The organism is Janibacter sp. HTCC2649 (genome assembly GCF_000152705.1).
Taxonomy (GTDB): Bacteria; Actinomycetota; Actinomycetes; order Actinomycetales; family Dermatophilaceae; genus Knoellia.
This window is the reverse complement of record NZ_CH672413.1, coordinates 2,903,659-2,925,038: the sequence shown is the minus strand read 5'-3', so window position 1 is coordinate 2,925,038 and position 21,380 is coordinate 2,903,659. Positions and strand designations below refer to the sequence as shown.

At 68.9% G+C, this 21,380-nt stretch carries 18 protein-coding genes; 6 read left to right on the top strand and 12 right to left on the bottom strand.

From position 1 onward, the window contains the following. The first annotated feature begins 54 nt into the window (after positions 1 to 54). Entirely contained in the window at positions 55 to 762 is a 708-nt protein-coding gene (locus tag JNB_RS13885) for a GntR family transcriptional regulator (RefSeq protein WP_009777124.1), read from the top strand. Here the strand turns inward: JNB_RS13885 and JNB_RS13880 are convergent. From JNB_RS13880 to JNB_RS13870, 3 genes are all read right to left on the bottom strand, one after another. After that, complete coding sequence (locus tag JNB_RS13880) at positions 723 to 1,724, bottom strand: formylglycine-generating enzyme family protein (protein ID WP_009777123.1); 1,002 nt, start codon at positions 1,722 to 1,724, stop codon at positions 723 to 725. The two genes, JNB_RS13885 and JNB_RS13880, sit on opposite strands and share 40 nt — an antisense overlap. 92 nt (positions 1,725 to 1,816) lie before the next feature. Continuing rightward, positions 1,817 to 2,476: an SRPBCC domain-containing protein gene (locus JNB_RS13875; RefSeq protein ID WP_009777122.1), complete on the bottom strand. Its 660-nt coding sequence runs from the start codon at positions 2,474 to 2,476 to the stop codon at positions 1,817 to 1,819. A gap of 2 nt (positions 2,477 to 2,478) precedes the next feature. Beyond that, positions 2,479 to 2,844, bottom strand: coding sequence for a helix-turn-helix transcriptional regulator (locus tag JNB_RS13870; RefSeq protein WP_009777121.1), 366 nt, complete (start codon positions 2,842 to 2,844; stop codon positions 2,479 to 2,481). 302 nt (positions 2,845 to 3,146) lie between these two features. Here JNB_RS13870 and JNB_RS13865 point away from each other — a divergent pair, with 302 nt between their 5' ends. Next, positions 3,147 to 3,350, top strand: coding sequence for a cold-shock protein (locus JNB_RS13865; RefSeq protein ID WP_009777120.1), 204 nt, complete (start codon positions 3,147 to 3,149; stop codon positions 3,348 to 3,350). A gap of 92 nt (positions 3,351 to 3,442) precedes the next feature. Here the strand turns inward: JNB_RS13865 and JNB_RS13860 are convergent, their stop codons facing one another. From JNB_RS13860 to JNB_RS13850, 3 genes are all read right to left on the bottom strand, one after another. After that, complete coding sequence (locus JNB_RS13860) at positions 3,443 to 4,120, bottom strand: FMN-dependent NADH-azoreductase (protein WP_009777119.1); 678 nt, start codon at positions 4,118 to 4,120, stop codon at positions 3,443 to 3,445. Positions 4,121 to 4,319: 199 nt separating this feature from the next. Then, complete coding sequence (locus tag JNB_RS13855) at positions 4,320 to 4,859, bottom strand: glycine cleavage system protein R (protein WP_009777118.1); 540 nt, start codon at positions 4,857 to 4,859, stop codon at positions 4,320 to 4,322. Positions 4,860 to 4,891: 32 nt separating this feature from the next. Next, complete coding sequence (locus tag JNB_RS13850; RefSeq protein WP_009777117.1) at positions 4,892 to 5,521, bottom strand: DUF1345 domain-containing protein; 630 nt, start codon at positions 5,519 to 5,521, stop codon at positions 4,892 to 4,894. Positions 5,522 to 5,676: 155 nt separating this feature from the next. Here JNB_RS13850 and JNB_RS13845 point away from each other — a divergent pair, with 155 nt between their 5' ends. Both JNB_RS13845 and JNB_RS13840 read left to right on the top strand, forming a co-directional pair. Then, positions 5,677 to 7,779, top strand: coding sequence for a hypothetical protein (locus JNB_RS13845; protein WP_148232439.1), 2,103 nt, complete (start codon positions 5,677 to 5,679; stop codon positions 7,777 to 7,779). 83 nt (positions 7,780 to 7,862) lie between these two features. Further along, entirely contained in the window at positions 7,863 to 8,726 is an 864-nt protein-coding gene (locus JNB_RS13840; RefSeq protein WP_009777115.1) for an alpha/beta fold hydrolase, read from the top strand. Between the two features lie 55 nt (positions 8,727 to 8,781). Here the strand turns inward: JNB_RS13840 and JNB_RS13835 are convergent, their stop codons facing one another. The 4 genes from JNB_RS13835 to JNB_RS13820 form a co-directional block, all read right to left on the bottom strand. Continuing rightward, complete coding sequence (locus JNB_RS13835; RefSeq protein WP_040883831.1) at positions 8,782 to 9,420, bottom strand: dihydrofolate reductase family protein; 639 nt, start codon at positions 9,418 to 9,420, stop codon at positions 8,782 to 8,784. A 90-nt stretch (positions 9,421 to 9,510) separates the two neighbouring features. Further along, positions 9,511 to 10,353 (bottom strand): helix-turn-helix domain-containing protein, encoded by an 843-nt coding sequence (locus JNB_RS13830; protein WP_009777113.1) that lies wholly within the window; start codon positions 10,351 to 10,353, stop codon positions 9,511 to 9,513. Positions 10,354 to 10,381: 28 nt separating this feature from the next. Beyond that, positions 10,382 to 11,896: a triacylglycerol lipase gene (locus tag JNB_RS13825; RefSeq protein WP_009777112.1), complete on the bottom strand. Its 1,515-nt coding sequence runs from the start codon at positions 11,894 to 11,896 to the stop codon at positions 10,382 to 10,384. 32 nt (positions 11,897 to 11,928) lie between these two features. Continuing rightward, positions 11,929 to 14,400 (bottom strand): CHAT domain-containing protein, encoded by a 2,472-nt coding sequence (locus JNB_RS13820; protein WP_009777111.1) that lies wholly within the window; start codon positions 14,398 to 14,400, stop codon positions 11,929 to 11,931. A 125-nt stretch (positions 14,401 to 14,525) separates the two neighbouring features. On the opposite strand from JNB_RS13820, the gene JNB_RS13815 reads away from it, so the two are divergent. Next, complete coding sequence (locus JNB_RS13815; RefSeq protein ID WP_009777110.1) at positions 14,526 to 16,724, top strand: CHAT domain-containing protein; 2,199 nt, start codon at positions 14,526 to 14,528, stop codon at positions 16,722 to 16,724. Here the strand turns inward: JNB_RS13815 and JNB_RS13810 are convergent. Beyond that, complete coding sequence (locus tag JNB_RS13810) at positions 16,711 to 17,685, bottom strand: YafY family protein (protein ID WP_009777109.1); 975 nt, start codon at positions 17,683 to 17,685, stop codon at positions 16,711 to 16,713. The two genes, JNB_RS13815 and JNB_RS13810, sit on opposite strands and share 14 nt — an antisense overlap. A gap of 81 nt (positions 17,686 to 17,766) precedes the next feature. On the opposite strand from JNB_RS13810, the gene JNB_RS13805 reads away from it, so the two are divergent. After that, complete coding sequence (locus JNB_RS13805; protein WP_009777108.1) at positions 17,767 to 18,882, top strand: epoxide hydrolase family protein; 1,116 nt, start codon at positions 17,767 to 17,769, stop codon at positions 18,880 to 18,882. An 88-nt stretch (positions 18,883 to 18,970) separates the two neighbouring features. Here the strand turns inward: JNB_RS13805 and ppsA are convergent, their stop codons facing one another. After that, the gene (gene ppsA / locus JNB_RS13800) at positions 18,971 to 21,370 is read right to left on the bottom strand and encodes a phosphoenolpyruvate synthase (protein ID WP_009777107.1); all 2,400 of its coding nucleotides are present in this window, start codon (positions 21,368 to 21,370) and stop codon (positions 18,971 to 18,973) included. Positions 21,371 to 21,380 lie beyond the last annotated feature (10 nt).

Below are 21,380 nucleotides of genomic sequence, written 5' to 3'. Positions count from 1 at the left end.
ATTCAACAAGAGGTTTGGGGGACGAACTTTGCGAGGGGTGCCTATGCTCTGCGTATGCCGCCCGCCCCAGACCGCGCCCACCGCACCGATGCGGACCTCGCGGCCCTGCCCTCGCTCCCCCGGCGCGCCAGCACGGCCGAGGCCGTCGCGGGGGTGCTGCGCGGGCAGATCTCCGAGGGCCGAATCCTCCCCGGGGCCCAGCTGCGCGAGGAACACCTCGCCGCCGCCCTCGAGGTCTCACGCAACACGGTGCGTGAGGCGTTCCGGCTCCTGGCTCACGAGCGGCTCGTCGAACACGCCCTCCACAGAGGGGTGTTCGTGCGCACGGTCGGACCGGACGGCATACGCGAGATGTATCGGACGCGACGACTCGTCGAGCCGATCGGTGTCCGGGGCATCACCGGACCCGATCAGGTGAGCGCCCTGCGCGACGTCGTCACCCGAGGCACCGCCGCCGCCGACGCCGGCGACTGGGAAGGTGTCGGCACCGCTGACATCGACTTCCACCGACTCCTCGTCGGCGCGAGCGACAGCGTCCACCTGTCCTCGATGTTCGAGGGGCTGCTCGCCGAGCTGCGCCTCGCCTTCCTTCGCCTGCCCGACCGGAAGGCGCTGCACGAGCCCTTCCTGGCGCGCAACGTCCGCCTGCTCGACCTCATCGAGGCCGGCGACACCGAGGCCGCCCTCGCCGAGCTCGACGACTACCTCGTGGCCGCCGAGACTCAGCTGCTCGCCGCCGCCACCAACCGGAACCCCACGTGACTCGTCGCCGAGTCCACTGACTGCCCGGAGCGTGCGGCAGGTCGGTAGCGGCGGCAGTACTCCGGGGCGCACAGGTGTGAACCACCCTTGAGCACCCGTCGCGGATGCAGCTCGCCGGGGGCGACCGACAGGTCGCGGATCCGGGGCGCACAGCACGAGGTCTCGTCGATCTCCTCGGCCCGGACGCGATCCTCGGCGTTCGTGACGTAGTAGGTGCTCGTCCACTCCCACACGTTGCCGATGAGGTCGACGAGTCCCCACTGGTTGGCCGGGAAGCTCCCGACCGGAGAGGTGCCGACCCAGCCGTTGGCCCCGGTGTTGCGCCAGGGGAACTGCCCCTGCCACGTGTTCGCCATGAGCTCACCGCCAGGTGACAGCTCGTCACCCCACGCGAACTCCGTCGACGCGAACGCCCCTGCGGCGAACTCGAACTCGGGCTCGGTCGGCAGACGCCGACCGGCCCACGCGGCATACGCCAACGTGTCGTCGTAGGCAACCATCACGACAGGGTGGTCGTCGTCATCGGACACGTCACTGCCCGGCCCGCGCGGGTGACGCCACGACGCACCCGGCACCCACCGCCACCACTGGTCCCAACGGTCGAGCGGGACGGGTCCGGGCGTGGGGGTGAAGACGAGACCACCGGGGACGAGCAGGGAGGGGTCGGCTCCGGGATAGGCCTCCGGGTCCAGCGCCTGCTCGGCGACGGTGACGTAGCCGGTGTCGGCCACGAACGCCGCGAACTGCGCGTTGGTGACCGGATGCCGCTCCATCGCGAACGGCGCCACGACCATGTCACGCGCCGGGGCCTCCTCGAGATAGTGCTCGTCCGAGCCCATGCGCAGCGGCCCGCCGGGCAGGTCGACGAGCTCGGTGAGGACAGCGCTGCGAGTCACGTCAGTCAGTGTGACCCGCCCCGCCGACGCCGACCAGCCGCGGGTTGCCCAGATCTGGTCACTCACGACGCCGACTTCGTGCCCCGCACGGACACGTCGTCGGCCGCAGGCCTCCGTTTCGTGTCCGTGCGGGGCACGAAGTCGGGTTCAGGTGGGAGTCAGGTGCCGGTGTAGAACCCGTAGGTCGCGTCGGCTGCCTTCGCTGCCACGGCCGCGTCCGCGCCGGACGCCTCGTGCGCCGCACCCCACGCGTCAGCGGCACCGCGATAGAACTGTCGACCCTCGTCGGTCGCGGCCCAGGCCTCCGCCTCGCTCGGCGCGAGTGAACCCTCGACGGCACCGAGGTGGAGCGAGAGCCCGAGCAGTCCGCCGTCCCAGCCGACGCCCGTCGCTCCCGGCCCGAACGCCTCCCACATCTCGGCCGGCACCTCCGACGCCTTGGCCACGTGCTCGAGCCGGAGCCTGGTGCCGTCACCCTCGGCCGTGAGGCGAACCGCCAGCCAGGTGACTCCCCCACCGAACTCCCACGTCACGAAGACCTTGGCCGCTTCGGCCTGGGCACCGACCGGTGGCGCGCACTCGAGCACCTCGCCTCCGGCCTGACCCTCGAACTGGTAGCGCCCACCCACACGGAAGTCACCGGAGACGGGCAGGAACCAGCGCTGGATCCGCTCCGGACTCGTCACCGCGTCCCACACGTCGTCGATCGTGGAGAAGTAGAACTGCTCCAAGGACTGGACATGGAACCTCTCGCCATCCACGTCATTGATCCGGAGCTCGCGGGTGACGGCTCCGAGCTGGGACAGGACATCGACCATGGTCAGGTCTCCTTCTTCGTGTTCTTGGGGGTCGTGTTGGTGAGACGGCGCTGGCGTCGTCCCCGGGCGAGCTCGGTGTCGAGGGCCGCCAGCCTGGGGAGCCAGAAGCGCTCGAAGGCCGACAACCACTCACGAGCCTCGCTCGGCCCACGTGAGTCAACGGCATACAGGCGCTTTGTTCCTTCGGGTCGAACTGTCGCAAAACCGTTGTCCCGCAACACTTTCAGATGTTGCGACACTGCCGGCTGACTGATGCCGAACTCATCGCCGATCGTGGCTCCGACGGTGCCGGCGCTGGCCTCGCCAGCGACGAGGAGCTCGAGGATGCGCCGGCGGACCGGGTCTCCGAGGACGTCGAGCGCGTGCATGCGCCAATAGTTGCGTCCAAACTTATATAAGTCAAGAGCCATGTATGCCGCAGGCTACTGACCGTCACCGGCCGGCGGTCCTCGTCCGGCCGGTGAGAAGTCGTGTCAGGCATCCGCACGCTCAATAGGCCACGGGGCACGAAGACTGCTACCGTCATCACTGTTGCCTTTCCAGTCCACGTCCGCGTGGCCGACACGACCGAGTAGTTACGCGAAGGTTCGCGTGGGTCCTACGGGTGTGAGCATCGGCAGCATGAGTGCTCCACACGGGAGTACTCGCACTACAGAAAAGGCAACACCAAGTGGCAACCGGCACCGTGAAGTGGTTCAACAGCGAAAAGGGCTTCGGCTTCATCGAGCAGGACGGCGGCGGCGCTGACGTCTTCGTTCACTACTCGGCCATCGAGAGCGGCGGCTACCGCGAGCTCCAGGAAGGCCAGAAGGTCGAGTTCGACGTCACGCAGGGCCCCAAGGGCCCGCAGGCTGAGAAGGTCAAGGGCATCTGACCCTTCACCACCTTCGAGACATCTGATCTCAAACGAAGGCCCCCTGACCCTTGTGGTCGGGGGGCCTTCGTCTGTGGTCCTGCAGTTCTCGGTCAGGCGTTTTCGGGCACGCGCCCCAGACGATCGGCGGTGAGGTCGCCCCAGCCCGGATCCGCCGCGAGGGCGGCGGCCTGCTGGGAGGCCTTGACAGTCGCTATCTCCCGCAGGTCGGGGGTGATGTCCATGGGCTGGGCGTTGACGAAGTCGACGTCGGTGATGCCGATGAACCCGAAGATCGCCCGGAGGTAGGGCTCCTGGAAGTCATAGGCGTGGAACGGCGAACCCGGTGAGTAGTCCCCACCGCGTGAGGTCACACAGAGCATCTTCTTGCCGTGCACCAGAGGCACCGGTCGACCCATCTCGTCGTAGCGGAAGACGTAGCCCGGCTGGACGATGCAGTCGATGTAGTACTTGAGGACGTAGGGGATGGTGAAGTTCCACATCGGTGACGTCACGAGGTAGGCGTCGGCCGCCAGGAACTGCGCGATGGCGCGCTCGATGTGGGACCAGGACTCGGCGTGGTCGCGACTGATGGGCTGACCCATCATGAGCGTGTACTTCGCCTCGATGTTGAGGCCGGCGACAGCCGGCAGGTCGTGGTGGTAGAGGTCGACCGTCTCGACCTCGACGTCAGGATGACTCGCCGTGAGGCCGTCGAGGAACGACTGCGAGATCTTCATCGTGTTCGACTGCTCGCCGCGGGGCGAGGCCACCAGGTGCAACAGTTTCATGGGCGCTCCAGATCACCATGGTGCGCAGCCCGGAGAGGCGTCGGGGGTGGCGTCGCGTCGCGCACATTGATTGGAAGGTATACCCGTCGACTCAGCCCCGTCTCCAGTCACGACGAGCCACTGCCGCCGGATCAGATCGCGTGGTCACAGTGGATCATTCGGGGGCCACCTCGCGTTCGGCCCGGGCTGATGCAGAGGGTCAGTTCGCGGGGTCCGGCGAGACGGCGACGTCGACCATGATCTCGGTCGCGAGCTCCTCGAGGTCAGCCTGGAGGGCGGCGACGTCGGCACCGGCAGGGACGGTGACGAGGGCCGTGGCCTCGAAGAGGCGCCCACCCGCCATCGGTGCGTCCCGGGTCGAGCTCTGGAGCTCGACAACGCTGAGGTCGTGCTTCGCGAGGACGCCGGAGACTGCACCGACGATGCCGGGACGGTCGTTGCCGAGGAGGTCGATGCGCAACTCCTGGCGTGCCTCCCGTGGCTCGGCGTCGGAGCCAGCCGCGGCGGTGTCGTGGACCGCCACGGCGAGCAGTCCGTCGAGGGGGGCGAGGGCGTCTCGCAGGGCGTCCGCGCGATCTTCGGGGACGGTCACGGTGACGATGCCGGCGAACTTGCCGGCGAGCTCGCTGAGGTGGCTGCGCTCCCAGTTGCCGCCACCGCTCTCGATGACGTCGGCGAGGGCCTTGACGAGTCCGGCGCGGTCGTCGCCGATGACGGTGAGGACGAGGGTGGTGGTCACCTCTTGATCGTAGCCAGCCGCGTCAAGGGCGCTCAGGTCGTGAAGCCGGCGACGAGGTTGACCGTGGTCGCGATGACGACCGTTCCGTAGAGGTAGGACAGCATCGTGTGGGCAAGGATCACCTTGCGCAGTGAGCGCGTCCGGACATCGGTGTCCGAGACCTGGTAGGTCATGCCGAGGTTGATCGAGAAGTAGGCGAAGTCCGACAGCCCCGGATCCTCGTCGTCGTTGAAGTCGATCGGCGGCTTGTCCGTCGCGTAGTAGATGCGGGCGTAGCGCACCGTGTAGATCGACTGCACGCAGAGCCACCCGACGGCAACACTGCCGAGCCCGACGATCGCCGCGGCCACCTTGGCGTCACCGTTGGACCCGCTGCCGACGAGGAGCAGGGCGACGCCGAGCAGGCTGGCCAGTCCGACGACCACGACGGCGACGTCGCTGAGCCGGCGCTCGCCGTCGCCGCCCTCCATCCGCGAGCGCGTGTGGGCCGGGTCCTCGGTGAGGATCGTGTAGCCGAGCGGCCCCACGAAGGCGATCCCACTGAGGGCGTAGCAGGCCAGGACGCGGATGAGCGGGTCATCGCCGCCGCCGAGAGGGACGAGCAGGCCGAGCGGGATGCCGACGAGCACACCGATGAGGAGTCGCCACGTGATCCGGTCCACGCCGGTGACGCTACTCGCGGAGCTCGGCCAGTCTCCTCAGGACGCGCGACGAGATGTATCTCCGGCAAGCCGTCGCCCTCCTCATGGATGACAGCTGGGGGAACTCCATCTCGATGGTCAGCATCGACCGCCTCCGCTGGAACTGGAGGGGCACCATGCCTGACGACAGGAACGTCGAGCGAGCCTTGCGGCTGCGCAGCGAGCTGCACCAGCTCCTTGCCCAGAACCCGAACCACTTCGGCAACCTCAAGGACACGAAGTTCGCGGCACAGCTCGAGATCGTCCACGACACCATCTTCGAGGAGGTGTCGTGTGTCGGCTTCAACCCGGACACGGACGTCCTCGAAGCCACCATCCAGGTCAAGCGCGCCAACGGTTACGGCGGCGACCTGTGCAGCCCGGGCAGCACGGAGTGGGTCCGGTTCTACCTGTCCTACGACGACGGAGCGACATGGGAGGACGTCGGGCTGGGCTCGTTCAAGGCCCACGACGTCCCCGATTCCGTCGACTGCCACAAGGACAGGACGAAGCCGCTGATCTACACGGTCGCCTTCCCGCTCAACGACCAGAAGCGGCGTCGGTGCACGAGTCCGGTGCTGCCACTCGTCCGCGCGATCCTGTCCTGGCAGCTGCAGCCGCCCGCCGGCCAGCCCAACTGGAACCCGATCTGGGGCAACGCCCTCGACCGACACATCCAGCTGCGGCCGACCCGCCGGATCTTCCACGACTTCATCGAGGACTTCGACATCGACCTCAAGAAGATCCCGGACTGGTGGGAGACCGTCCTGCCCCTGCCGATCCCGGAGCCCGACCCGGCGCCGTTCTCGATCGCCGCCGCGGCAAAGGTGGCGCGAGCCGACAAGGTTCCGGCCCACCGCTTCGCGACACCGATGCTCGCGGCGGCCCAGAAGGTCGGCTTCCAGGACCAGTCCTTCCTGCTCGCACAGTCGGACGAGCTGAGCTCCCTCAAGATCGACCTGACCGAGATCGTCGGTGCGTTCAACAACGACAAGGGCGACACGGCATACGAGCAGATCAACTGTCTCGGACTGGACTACAACCGTGACCTGCTCGTCTCGACGCTGCAGATCAAGCAGTCGTCCGGGTTCTCCGGACCGCCGTGCAGCGCGGGCTCGGTCGAGTACGTCGCGTTCTGGGTCGACTACGACAACACCTGCGACTGGACCTACCTCGACACGGCCAAGGTCGTCGTCCACGACTACGCCAAGCTCCCCGCGGACGGACTCAACTACTGGGTCGGCGTGCCGGCGCAGACGGCCAAGCACGCAACCAGCTGCAAGGAGCCCAAGGTCGGTCGCATCCGAGCCGTCCTCTCCTGGGGCACACCACCCTCGAGCACGGACCCGTTCGACCTGCCTCGGTGGGGCAACGCGGTCGAGACCCACATCGAGATCCCGTCGCGTCGCCGGCCTCCGACCGACACGCCTGAGATCCGGGCCCTCGGACGCATCCCGGTCGAGTCGATCGACACGACCACGACGGGGCTCACCACCTCCGGTGCAGTCTTCGTCGAGTTCGGCTCACCCGCGGACTCGCTCGGTCGGCCCTGCCCGTTCGGTGGCGTCGTCACCGTCCACGCCTACGCGAACGACGCGTTCGCCGCGGCCGGACGTCAGTACCGCGCGATGTGGCGGCCGGCGGGCAGCTCGTCGAGCGGCAGCCCGGTCACGGGTGACTTCGTCACCGGCTTCTGGCCGGTCGTCACCCGCACGCCGGACCCGGTCACCGGCTACACGCCCTACCTGCCCACGGCCCTCAACCCGTTCGGACAGCTCGCCGCCTGGCAGACGAGAGGTGTCGTCGTCGACGGGCTCTACGAGATCCGCCTGGAGATGGTGGACGCTGCCCTCAACCCGATCGGGGTCACGGACTGGCACACCCTCCGCGTCGACAACACCAAGCCCGACGCGGACATCACGTTCACCAGCGGGACAGCGTGCAACAAGGCCAACCCGGGCGATGTCGTCCAGGGCACCTTCACGGCAACGGATCCGTACTTCGGTTCCTACAGCCTGGTGACCCTGCCGGCCAGCCTGTCGCCGCCCAACCCGACCCACACGCCGGTGTCGACCACCTCGCCGGTGTCGTCCGGGACGTGGCAGCTCGTCACCGACGGCAACTGGCCGATGTGCGGCTACGTCGTGCAGCTCCACGTCTATGACCGTTCGATCGTGGACAGCGTCCCGTGGAGCAAGAACTACGGCTACGACGACGTCGGCTTCTGCCTGGGCCTCTAGCCCGACAGGGGTCCCACGATGCGGGGCGGGTGTTCTCGGCAACGGGAGCACCCGCCCCGCATCCCTGTGGCACTGTGCGTTTCATGACCTTCACGAACGCGACAATGACGTCGCCGACCGATGCCCTCTCGATCGCCACCTACCAGTGGACCGACGTGCCGAATCCCGTGGGTGTCGTGCAGATCTCGCATGGACTGGCCGAGCACTCAGCCCGCTATGACCGCCTCGCCCAGGCCCTCAATGCTGCTGGCTACCTCGTCCACGCGAGCGACCATCGTGGCCATGGCCGGTCGATCACGGACGTGCCCGGCGACTTCGGCGCTCCCGGCTTCGCGGGACTGATCTCCGACGTCGCCGCGTTCGGTGAGTCCATCGCGGCCGCCAACCCCGGCCTGCCGCTCTTCCTCATCGCGCACTCGATGGGATCGTTCGCCGCGCAATCCGTGCTGCTCACCCACTCCGACGGGTATGCCGGTGTCGTCCTTTCCGGGACCACTGCCCTCGACGTGTTGGCCGCGAACCTTGCTCAGTCGCAGGGACCCGTCGGGCTCGAGGCGTTCAACGCCGGGTTCGAGCACCGCACCGGCTACGAGTGGCTGTCCCGCGACGAGGCCGAGGTCGACCTCTACGTCGCCGATCCGCTGTGCGGCTTCGACCTGCCGGACGAGACCGTGCCCGCCCTCTTCGGTGCGGCCGGCACGCTTGCCGACCCGGCCGAGCTCGCCACGATCCGCAAGCACCTCCCGCTCCTCCTGGCCTCGGGCCAGGCCGATCCGCTCTCCGGTGACGGCCAGCTCGTCGAGCTGCTCGGCCAGCGCTACCGCGATGCCGGCATCGCCGACGTGACCGTCACGATCCATCCCGAAGCCCGGCACGAGATCTTCAACGAGACCAACCGCGACGAGATCACCGCGGATGTCATCGGCTGGCTCGATGCCCACCGCTGAGTCTCCACGGACCAAACGTGAGCGGGTATGCCGTGGCGCACCACGGCATACCCGCTCACGTGGTGCGACGGACCGCGAACCGCAGGTGGAGCACTCGCTCACTCTGGATCACCGTGTGCGGGTTCTCGAGCAGGTGCTGCCCCTCGACCCTTCCGAAGTAGCGCTTCCCCGACCCGAAGACCACCGGCACCACGTCCATCGCGACCTCGTCGACGAGGCCGGCCTCCAGGACCTGGCCGCCGACATCTCCCGCGCACACGACGACGATGCGGTCCCCGGCCAACTCCTTGGCCTTGGCGACGGCAGCCGTGACGTCCTCGGTGAAGTGATAGGACGCCTCGGGGTGCCAGCCCTCGGGCTTCGGCCGGTGCGACACCACCACGACGTGGTCCCCGGCAGGAGGGTCACCCTCCCAACCGTTGACCAGGTCGAACAGGTGGCGGCCCATGATGATCGTGCCGATCGAGGCCCACATGTCCTTGAGGTAGCCCGCCGAGGCCTTCGGGACGCGGAAGGGGCTCCCGACGCCGGAGTGGTCGAAGGCCTCGTCCTCACCCTCGGCGGGGGTCGGCGAGTCCGGGCTGATCGGGGTGTCGCCGTTGAAGTACCACTCGTGGAGCGGTTCGACACCGTCCTGGTCGTCGGCGATGAAGCCGTCCACCGACATCCCGTTGTGCATGATCACTGTGCTCATGGCGCTCTCCTGGAGGTTCGAAACTGCGTGAGCCTCCATGGTGTTGCGGCGCCAGCTGCCCGGTCTTGTAGAAAATCCCTGGCGAGAGCATCACTTCGCTGGCATCGGTCCGCTGTCCGGTGGGAATCCCTGCTCCGCCGGGAAGCGGCGCCGCAGCTCGAGATAGCCGGTCGGGGTGTAGCCCGTGAAGTCCTTGAACTCCTTGCTCAGGTGGGCCTGGTCGAAGTAGCCGGCCTCGTGCGCCAGCCCGGCCCAGTCGACCGGCTGGGTGGCGTCGAGGTTGAGGATCAGCCGCGCGAAGCGATAGATCCGCGCGACCCGCTTCGGCGTGACACCGACATGGGACGTGAATTGCGTCGCGAGATGGTTGCCACTCACTCCGGCGTCCCCCGTGAGGTCCGAGACCGACACGTCTCCCCACGACGTCTCCAGCCGGGAGGCGGTGTGGTGGACGAGGTCGAGCCCACGCGACGGGGTCTCGGCGAGTCGTGATCGGAGCTCGCCGTCGAGGACGTCGAGGAGCTCTTCGGTCGATGCCGCGGCGGCCAGGCGCTCATGGACCCCGGACCAGGCGGACCCCCACACCGCGTCCGCGGGAACGCACAGGTCCCGCAGGTCCGACGAGGGAACGTCGATGAAGGGCGCCATCCCCCACGGCTTGAAGTGCACACCGACGACGCGCACGGGCGACGGGAACTCGATGCGGAAGCGTCGGGTCCACACCCCCATGAAGCAGCCGTCCGTGATCACGGTCGGCTCGACCCCGGGAAGCGAGTCGAACAGCCGGACCGGCTCGCCGAGGTTGGCGATGAGGTGCGCCGACGGCAGCGGCGGGACGTCCATGCGGCGATGCTGCGGCACACCGTCCATGCAGTAGAGGTCGTCGATGTACCTGTCCAGTGGCGGAGCGGGGACACGGCCGACGTACTTCACTCCTTCATCGTGGCGGACGAGTCAAGGCTCAGCCGGGAAGCCACTCGAGGAGCTTGGCGTTGACGGCCGGCTCACGGAAGTAGCCGCCGTGGGTGACCTCACCCTCGAGGACCAGCCGGTCCCCGCCCTCGATCGGGAAGCCAGGGGCACCCACCACCTCGAAGACGCTGGCGGTGGGGACGACGAGGTCGTTGCGTTCATTGCCGAAGACGATGTCGAGGCCCTTGTCCTTGGCCAAACGGATCAAGGGACTGCCCTTGGCCGGTTCATAGTTGGAGGCGATGGCGCAGAGCCGGACGTCCGCGAGCGGGGCGGTGTTGAGCGCCGGCAGGTAGGGGCCGTCGGGGTTCATGGACATGATCCCCTCGAGCCCCCCGAAGGCGCCGACGGCCACTTGCTTGAGGACCGCCAGCACCACGCCCACGACGTCGGTCACCGGGCCGCCGGGAGCGAACTGCACCAAGTCGGTGATGCGGTCGAGCAGCTTGGACAGGTGCTCCTTGTGGGCCAGGGCAGTCCCGGCGTTCGGCGCGCCCACCATGACGAGAGTGCGGACCTTGAGGTGATCTCCCAGACCGAGCTCGGCTCCCCGGGCCGCGAGCGCTCGACCCACGAGGCCGCCTCGCGAGTGGCACACCACGTCGACCGTGACGGGGCCCGGGCCGACACCCGCGTCGCCGTCCGTGAGCCCGCCCATTAGCTGCTCCGCGAACCAGGCGATGTTCTCGTCGGGCGTCTTGGAGACGGTGTGGTGGTCGAGGGCGAAGACCCGCCCCTCATAGCGCCGGTGCAGCTCGGCCATCGTGTCGTCCGGCAGGCCGGGGAAGGCCCAGTGGGCCTGGGAGAACGTCCCGTGGACGAACAGCAACGCCGTCCCACCGCGCACTCGATCCCAGTCCGTCGAGGCGAAAGCAGATGCCTCGAGCGCCCGGAAGCCGACGGGGCTGAACCACCGGACGAGGTTGCGCCGGTTCTTCTCCTCCCACCGGGAGGCGAAGTGGTCCCCGACCTTGCCGAGCACAGGGTCGATGAGGGGGAAGACGAGCACCTTGAGCAGCTTGGAGCCGAGCGCGCCGAGGATGCCGCGCTGCCCGCTCGTCTGCGAGTCGGTGGGCGCCCCCGTCACGACGGCGCGGGGCACGCGATAGGTCCGCCGTTCGCCGCCGCGCGAAGGCACCTGGTCCGGATCGATGTCGTCAGGGAGGTGCCAGGTCAACGAGCCGTCCTCCGCGGCATACAGAAGCAACTGGCCCATACCGGTCCCCGGCGCGGGCACCTCGACCGTGATGTCGCCGTCGCCTCCCGAGGCGCGCGTGCCGCCGGCGTCGTCGAGCTCCTCGGGCGAGGCGATCTCGATGGTGAGCTGCTCGGTCAGGTCGGCGTCGGCGAGGGCCTGGCGGAACTGCTCGGTGCTGTCCTCCGCCGCTCGCATCCCGTCGGACGCGGGTGGGTGGACGGTGGCGGTTCCCGTGAGACCGGGGGTGGTGAGGATGACATCGTCGACGACGACGGGGATCCCCTCGGGTCGCAGCTGCTCGGACATGGCGTTCCTCTCGGTCGGTTCGTGAGCGGTGATCAGGCTGTGGTGAGGCGCAGCTGGGGGTGGGCCAGGCACTGGAAGGCGATGAGTGTGGGCGACACACCGGGAGTGCGTTGGCTGACGCCGTCGAGGGTGTAGCGGGCCCGCGCCCGACGCATCGCCTCCGCGACCGAGACCCGGTCCGCAGGGGCCGCGGACCACGTCGCCGCATAGAACTCGCGCGCCATCGCGGCCGCGACGTCGTCGTCGACGTTCCACAGTGGGGCGACGACACCCGCCGCGCCGATGCGCAGCAGGGTGCTCGCAAAGCCGCCGTAGTCGCCGAGCACCGACCGGTCGGCTCCGACCTGGCAGGCGTTGAGGAAGATGAACGGACCGGCAGCGAGGTGTCCGTTCTCGGCGGCCAGCGGACTGAAGAAGGTGGCCTTGGCGGTCTGCGCACCCGCGGCGTCAACAGCGAGCAGCACCAGCCCCTCGGCCGCGCCCTCGGTGTCGAACTGGCCGTGCAGGGCGACGTGGACGAGCTGGACCGTCGGCGTCCCGGCAAAGAGGTCGGCGACTGCCCGGATCGTCGGCAGCACGGACTCGGCACCGAAGAGGGTGGTCACCTCGGCGGCCTCTGCCTCGGCCTGGTCGAGCTTGCCCCACTTGGTGACGCCGTCGTACTTCGCGCTGAGCACGGCGGCCTTGGCCACCTCGACCCTGGGCCTCGGGACCGGCCGGGGGTCACCCTCCGACAGCGGCCATCGCCCGATCGCGGCGTGCGCTCCGAGGAACGGCGCAGCACCACCAAAGTGCGACGCCAGCGGCGGTTGGAAGGTCGCGAGCTCCCAGGGCAGGTGCAGCTCCTCGGTGAGGAGCAGGATCGTGGCCGCCGTGGTGCGGGCGGGATCCTCGACGACTGCGCGGATCACCGTCCGGACACTCGCGGGGACGATCCGTCCGAGGACCGCACCCGCCCCTGCCAGGTCCTGGAAGAGCGCGTCGGGGTCGCTGCCGAACTGGATCTTGAAGCGCAGCGCCTTGGCGAACCCGGCCGCAGTGTCGTCCATCGGCGCCGTCCGCGGCCCGTCCAGCGCCGCGCCGCCCCCGACAGCGGGATAGACCGTCCAGACCAGGCGTGTGCCGTCGGGGTTGTCGGAGCTGCAGATGCCGATGACGAGGTCAGGGGGTGTCTCGTCGAGCAGCGGACTGAGGTTGATGAGTCGACCTTCACTGGTCGCCACCGCCGGGGCACTGGGGACCTGCCCGGGTTCGTCGACGGCGACGAAGGTGCGCCACGCCAGCCCGACCACCTGCCCCTGTCGCACGTAGTGGACCCCGATCCGGCGCTCGACGGGGACCTGCGCGTCGAGGTACTTCGCCACGAACGGGATGACGACACTCGGGTAGGGATCGTCCGCCGTGACCGTGAGCGTCTGCCGGGTCGGCGCGGTCGTCGCGAGCGATTCGGGGTCGAAGACGAGCACCACATCGATGGTTTCGCCCGCCGCCACGGCGATCGCCACGGTGCCGATGAGCGTGTGGTCCTGCCGCTGCCTCAGCCCGACCGTCACCGAGAACTCCTGCTCGACGACGACGACGTCGTCGCGTGCCGTTCCCGTCGAGACATCAATGCGTGGGTATGCCGGATGGCTGGCTTCCGCGCCTCCCTCGCCCGCCGTCGGAGGAACGTCGGGGGGCGCGGCGGCAGGGGGTTCAGCGTGCTGGCCGCCTCCCGGCGCCGGAGCAGAGCGCCACCGCTTGACGATCCGACCGATCACGCCTCCCCTGCTGGGCGGCGCTGGTGCCGGTTGCTGTTGCTGTTGCTGTTGCTGTTGCTGAGCTGGGGGCTGAACCAAGGTCTGGTGACGCAGGCGAGCGACTCGCTCCAGCAACGTGACGATCGCCGCCGGGTCGCTCCCTTCGCCGATGGCCCGGGCCAGGCCGGCGAGCAGCGATGCGGTGGGGACCCGCGCCAGCAGGTCGGCCACGCCCGCGTGGTCGGAAGGCAACCCCCGCTCCACGGCGAGACCGAGCTGCGCGAGGCGAACGACCGGCATACGCGTCGTCTGAAGGTCTTTGGTCTGTGACACGAACGCCTCCAGGGCCGCCAGCCGGTCCTGGTCGCTGCCGTCCGCGGGGCACACACCAAGGAGCTCCACGGCGAACTCGCCGGCCCGGTCCGGCGGGAGCGCGCTGGCCACCCGGGCCACGGAGGCAGCATTGACCGGTTCGCGGCGGAACTCGTCGACCACCGCGATGGCCTCGTCCATCTCGGCGTCGGTGGGCCGGGTGCTGGACGTCGGAGGTTCAGTGGACGGGCCTGCCTGGACGGCAACCCGGTTCAAGACCGCGGCGGCGGGGTCCCGTCGCCCGGCGAGGCTGGCGAGGAGCTCGTCGCGCTCAGTCGCAGCCACCCCCAGGGTCGCCAGCGCGTGGCCGAGCTGCTGTCCGAGGTCAGGGGCGGCGGCAACGGTGGCGTCGGTGAGGTCGTGCCACGCCGCGACATTCGGGAAGTCACCCATGACTCAGAGGAGTCCGTGGACGCCGCCCTGATACCGACCCGCAAAACAATTCGCGTCGGCCATGTATCAGCGAGCGGCCAGAACGCTCCTTTGAGACGTCAGGGTCCACCGGAAGGAGGCCAGACGTGAGCCCACGCCAGTACGCAAACTTCGACCTGCTCGTGGAATCCGCCGACGGTGGGGACTATCGAGCCCTGGTGACCCAGTCCCCACTCGACGAGAGCCCGAGCGTTCGGTTCGCGATGCCGTTCGACGAGACGCGCCTGGAGAACCTCCTCCTCAAGCTCGACCCAGGTCGCTCGGGGACTCGACGGGTTGCCACCGACCCCCAGAGCAAGGCGGCACAGGAGTTCGGGGTGGGGCTCTTCGAGGCCGTGTTCGACGAGGACATCCGGCTCGCGTGGGAGCGCAGTCTCGACGCGGTCGGCCGAGAAGGCGGGCTGCGCCTCCGGCTGCGGCTCAACGACGCGCCGGCCCTGGCGGGGTTGCCCTGGGAACTGCTGCACGACACCCGCGGTCGGGGCTATCTCGCGCAGTCGGAGCAGACCCCGGTCGTGCGTTTCATCGACCTGCCACAAACCCCACGGCCACTCACCGTCGGCGGGGCGCTGCGGGTCCTCGCGGTCATCGCGTCGCCGACCGACCTGCCTCCGCTCGAGGTCGAGACGGAGTGGACCGCGCTGAAACTTGCACTCGCGGACCCCATCGCGACGGGCACGGTGCAGCTCGACCGGCTCGAGCAGCCGATGATGTCAGAGCTGGCGAAATGGTTGCGCACCAACGCAGTTCACGTGCTGCACTTCGTCGGCCACGGCGCCTACGACGTGCAGCACCAGGACGGCGTCATCTACATGTGCGACAAGTATGGACGGAGCTCGGCGGTGTCGTCCGCGGTGCTCGGGCCCTACAGCCGAGACCACGACCCGCTGCGGCTCATCGTGCTCAACGCCTGCCACACGGCGCGCACCGGCAGCCACGACCCGTTCAGCGGGATGGCGCAGAGCCTCGTCCGCCAGGACACGACGGCCGTGGTGGCGATGCAGTTCCCCATCAGTGATGACGCGGCGGCGGCCTTCAGTGGCGGCTTCTACGGCGCCCTCGCCGACGGGCTGCCGATCGACCAGGCCGCGACCGCCGCACGCAAGGGCCTCATCGCGGACTTCGCCACCGAGTGGGCGACGCCCGTGCTGTTCCTGCGCGCCCCGGACGGCAAGGTCTTCGCCGACATCATCCCGGTCCCGCCGGTCGCCGTGCCCGATCCCGATTCCGAGTCCGACGCCCAACCCGAGCCCGTGCCGGTGCCGGTGCCGGTGCCGGTGCCGGTGCCGGTGCCGGTGCCTGAACCCGTGCACGTTGACGAAGCCGAGCCGTCCGGGGTGCCAGAGGTCGAGCTCGTGACTCGGGCCGACCCGGTGCCCCAGCCGGCCCCCGAGGAGCCCCCACCGGACAACCGGCCCCTGCCCGTCGTCGACACCCGAGTGCCTGCGCGCAAACCACCCTTGGGTGTGCTCCTCGGAGGTGGTGCTCTCGTGGTCGCCCTTGTCGCCGGCGGTGGCTGGTGGGTCACGCACCGTACGGACGAGCCGCGACCCACCCCCACCCCCACGACCACGACACCGACCCCCACGCCGACGCCCACACCCACGGCGACGCCACGTCTCAGCGAGCCCGCGGTCCGGGTGACGGCCCAGCAGTTCGATGCGCCACCGAAGCTGGACGGCGACCCGACCGAGTGGGCGAGCGTGCCGGTGATCGTGGCCGACAAGGTGGTCTTTCCCGCGCGTGGTGGCACCTCACCGATCTCTGGCCGCTGGCAGCTCGGCTGGGACCGCGACTCGCTCTACTTCTTCGTGGAGGTCACGGATCCCCAGGTCGAGCAGCTCAACCTCTCCGACAACAGCCAGCTCTACAAGGGAGACGGCGTCGGGTTCGAGATCGGGGCCTGGGTGGCCAGGGTCAGCACCACGACTCTGCCCACGCGTGACCTCAATGTCCTCTTCGGCATCACCGACGGTGTCGAGCGCCCCACCGTCCTTGGCGGGATCAACGCCGCGAAGGGCACGGACTTCGTGCGACAGACCGACCTCACCGTCAACGGCGTCGGTGTCATCTCCGGTGACGGCTACCGCATCGAGGCCGCGATTCCGTGGGAACGGCTCAACGTGACCGGTATCAAGCGCGGGCTCCAGCTGACGATGAACCTGACCGTGAGCGACGGCAACGCGGACACCGCGGGCCTGCGCACCATGGCGAGCAACAACCCACTGCGGACGAGGAACGACGCCACGGGCCGCTATCGCTGGGGCCAGCTCACGCTGAAGTGACCGCCCGCGCGTAGCGACGCCCGAGGACCTTCAGGTGCTCGACGAGCTCGGGTGGGTCGGTGACGTGGAAGTCGAGACCGAGCATGCCGATGTAGACGGCGACGACCTCGAGGCTGTCACCGCCCGTGACGAGGACGCAGTGCGTGTCATCGACCGACTCCACGACACCCACTGCGGCATGGATGCGGGACAGGACCTCGGCGGCGGGGGCGTCGACGGCGATGCGGCAGTGGAAGTTCCACGCCGAGAAGGCGACTTCGCGCAGCACGAAGGCCGAATAGTCGCCTCCCTCAAGGGGATTGGCGGTGAAGCGCCCAGCGCCCGGCGTGCGCAACGTCATCCAGTCGACGCGGAAGACCTGCCACTCCCCCGTGGGACGACGCCGGGCCACGACGAACCACCGTTCGTGCCAGCTCACGAGCCGATAGGGGTCGGCCTCGACCCGCTCCTCCTCGTCGCGCCCGCCCGGTCGATAGAAGAACCGCAGCCCCTCGCCGTCGCGGACCGCCGAGGCCAGCTCGGCGAGGACCGCGACGTCGACGGCCGGCGCCTGGACGTTGGTGGCGGTGTCGACCAGGCCGATGTCGGTGCTCTCGTGCAGTGCCCTCACGCGTCGCCGCAGCCGGTCCGGCAGGACGTGCTCGAGCTTCGTGAGCGCCAGGGCACTCGACTCCTCGATCCCGCGCACCGCCGCGACCGATCCCAGGCCGACGGCCACGGCCACCGCCTCGTCCGGCTCGAGCAGCAGTGGCGGCAGCCGCCCGTGGTCGCCGAAGCGGTAGCCGCCGGCCGGTCCTCGCACCGAGTCGATCGGGTAGCCGAGCTCGCGCAGCCGCTCGATGTCCTTGCGGATCGTGCGTTCGCCGACGTCGAGCCGGGCCGCGAGCTCGGTCCCCGACACGATGTCCCGTGCCTGCAGCTGACCGAGCATCGCGAGCAGTCGGGCCGAGGTCTGGAGCAAGAGAACCTCCTACGAAAAGTTTCTTCCGAGCCCACTTTAATCAGGCACGAAACGTGCCGGAACCCCTCATACCTTCCTTTCATGAACACCCACGAGAACCCCCAGGCCCTGTCCCTTCGACCCTTCACCGTCGCGATCCCGCAGAGCGAGCTCGACGACCTCCGGGCCCGCCTCGCGAGCACCCGCTACGCCGCCGAGCCCGCCACCGAGACCGGTACCACCGACTGGACGCACGGGGCTCCGGTCTCCTACCTGCGCGACATGGTCGACCACTGGCAGAACGGGTTCGACTGGCGCGACCAGGAGAAGGCAATGAACGCCCTCCCGCAGTTCCTCACAGAGATCGACGGCCAGACGATCCACTTCGCCCACGTCCGCTCGGCCAACGAGGGCGCGACGCCCCTGCTGTTGCTCCACACCTACCCCGGCTCGTTCATCGACTTCCTCGACCTCGTCCCGCACCTCACCGAGGCCTTCCACCTCGTCATCCCGAGCCTGCCCGGCATCGGCTTCAGTCAGCCGCTCTCCGACGGCGAGTGGGACACCGCCCGCGTCGCCCGCACCTGGGACAGGCTCATGCGCGGTCTCGGCTACGAGTCCTATGGCGCCCACGGCTCCGACAACGGCGCGATGGTCGCGCGCGAGCTGGCGATGCAGGCGCCCGCTGGGTTCCTGGGGGCCCACGTCCTGCAGCTCTTCTCCTTCCCCTCCGGCGACCCGGCGGAGTTCGAGATGATGACGCCGGACGACTACGGCGCCCTCGAGTTCGCCGGCTGGTTCCAGACCGTGAACGGCTTCGCGCAGATGAATGCGTCCCGACCGCAGACGATCGCAGCCGCGCTCAGCGACTCCCCCGTCGGGCAACTGGCCTACAACGAGCTCTTCGAGAACTTCGGCAACGGCACGGCGACCCTGACCAAGGACCAGGTCCTCACCCAGGTCAGCCTCTACTGGTTCACCAACAGCAGCGCAGCCGCCGCCAACTACTACTTCACCGAGAAGTCGGTCGAGGCCCGCGTCAACGACGGCAAGATCGGGGTCGCGGTCTTCGCCGACGACTTCCGATCGATGCGTCCCTTCGCCGAGCGCGACAACACCAACATCGTGTCGTGGACCGAGCACGAACACGGCGGCCACTTCGCCTCCATGGAGGTTCCCGAGGAGCTGGCCGGCGCGATCCGCGCCTTCTACGCCTGACCCCCCACCCCCGACTTCAAGCCCCGCACGGACAGGCGAGCCCCGGCGAGCTTGTCCGTGCGGGGCACGAAGACGGGCAGGGGACGAGTCAGCCGGCGTGCTTGGCCAGACGCAACCAGGTGTCGACGACCGTGTCCGGGTTGAGCGACATCGACTCGATGCCCTGGTCGAGCAGCCAGTCGGCGAGGTCGGGGTGGTCAGAGGGGCCCTGACCACAGATGCCGACGTACTTGCCCCGCGCCTTGCAGGCCTCGATCGCCATGCTCAGCATCTTCTTGACCGCAGGATCGCGCTCGTCGAAGCTGCCGGCCACGAGGGACGAGTCGCGGTCGAGACCGAGCGTGAGCTGGGTGAGGTCGTTGGACCCGATCGAGAACCCGTCGAAGTGGTTGAGGAACTCATCCGCCAGAACGGCATTGGACGGAACCTCGCACATCATGACGACCTGCAGGTCGTTCTCGCCGCGCACGAGGCCGTGCTGCCCGAGGAGGTCGATGACACCCTCGGCCTCAGCGATGGTCCGCACGAACGGGATCATCACCTTGACGTTGGTGAGGCCCATGTCGTCGCGCACCAGCTTCAATGCTTCGGCCTCCATGGCGAAGCACTCCGCAAAGTCCGCCGACAGGTAGCGCGCCGCCCCGCGGTACCCGATCATCGGGTTCTCCTCGTGAGGTTCGTAGCGAGCGCCACCGAGCAGGCCGGCATACTCGTTCGATTTGAAGTCGCTCATGCGCACGATGACCGGCTCCGGCGCGAAGGCCGCGGCGAGCATCGAGATGCCTTCGGCGACGCGCTTGACGAAGAAGTCGCGAGGCGAGGCGTATGCCGCGATGAGACTCTCGATCTCGGCCTTGAGCTCGGGCTCCTGGTCGTCGAGCTCGAGCAGCGCCCGCGGGTGGATGCCGATCTGACGGTTGATGATGAACTCGAGGCGCGCGAGGCCAATTCCCTTGTGCGGCAGGCGAGAGAACTCGAAGGCCTGCTCGGGTGTGCCGACGTTCATCATGATCTTGACCGGCACCTCGGGCATGTCGTCGAGCTCGGTCTCGGTCACCGAGAACTCGCGCAGGCCGTCGTAGACGTAGCCCGTGTCACCCTCGGCGCACGACACCGTGACCTCGCGTCCGTCGGCGAGCTCGCGGGTCGCGTTGCCGGTGCCGACAACGGCGGGGATGCCGAGCTCGCGGGCGATGATCGCGGCGTGGCAGGTGCGGCCGCCGCGGTTGGTGACGATGGCGCTGGCGCGCTTCATGACCGGTTCCCAGTCGGGATCGGTCATGTCGGCGACGAGGACCTCGCCGGCCTGGAAGTCGTGCATGGCCTCGGGGGTGGCGAGCACGCGCACGGCCCCGGCGCCGATCTTCTGGCCGATCGCGCGGCCCTCGACGACGACGTCGCCGCCGCCCTCGTCCATCCGGAAGCGCCGCAGGGTGGAGCCGGACTGGCGTGACTTCACCGTCTCGGGACGTGCCTGGAGGATGTAGATGCCGCCGTCGACGCCGTCCTTGCCCCACTCGATGTCCATCGGGCGCCCGTAGTGCTCCTCGATCTTGAGGGCGTGTTCGGCGAGCTCGGTGACCTCGGCGTCGGTGAGGCTGAGCCGCGCGCTGTCGGCCGGGTCGACGTCGACGAAGTCGATCGAGCGACCGACCTCGGAGTCATCGGTGTAGACCATCTTGGTGGCCTTGCTGCCGACGCCGCGCTTGAGGATCGCCGGGCGGCCGGCACGCAGCGCCGGCTTGTAGACGTAGAACTCGTCCGGGTTCACGGCGCCCTGGACGACCGCCTCGCCGAGGCCGTAGCTGCTCGTGATGAACACGGCGTCGGAGAAGCCGGACTCGGTGTCGATCGTGAACATCACGCCGGACGCGCCGATGTCGGAGCGCACCATGCGCTGGATCCCGGCCGAGAGCGCGACCGACTCGTGGTCGAAGTTGCTGTGGACGCGGTAGGAGATCGCACGGTCGTTGTAGAGCGAGGCGAAGACGCGCTTGATCGCCAGCAGGATGTTGTCGATGCCACGCACGTTGAGGAAGGTCTCCTGCTGCCCGGCGAAGCTCGCATCGGGCAGGTCCTCGGCCGTCGCGCTCGAACGCACCGCCCAGCTCACCTCGTCACCCGTGTCACCGACGAGCTTCGTGTATGCCGTGCGGATCTCGTTCTCGAGGTCGTCCGGGAACGGCTGCTCCTCGACCGCGTGGCGAATCTCGGCGCCGGCCGCGGCGAGCGCCCGGGTGTCCTCGACGTCGAGCTCATCGAGGATGGCGTTGATGCGGTCGGCGAGCCCCTCGTGGGAGAGGAATCGGCGGTAGGCGTCGGCGGTCGTCGCGAAGCCGTCGGGCACGCGGACTCCCGCCTTGGACAGGTGCTGGACCATCTCGCCGAGGGAGGCGTTCTTGCCCCCGACGTGCTCGACGTCGCCGAGGCCCAGCTCTGCGAACCACGCGATGTTCGCGCTGCTGGTGCCGTCCTGGGTGGCGGTCATGAGGGTCCCT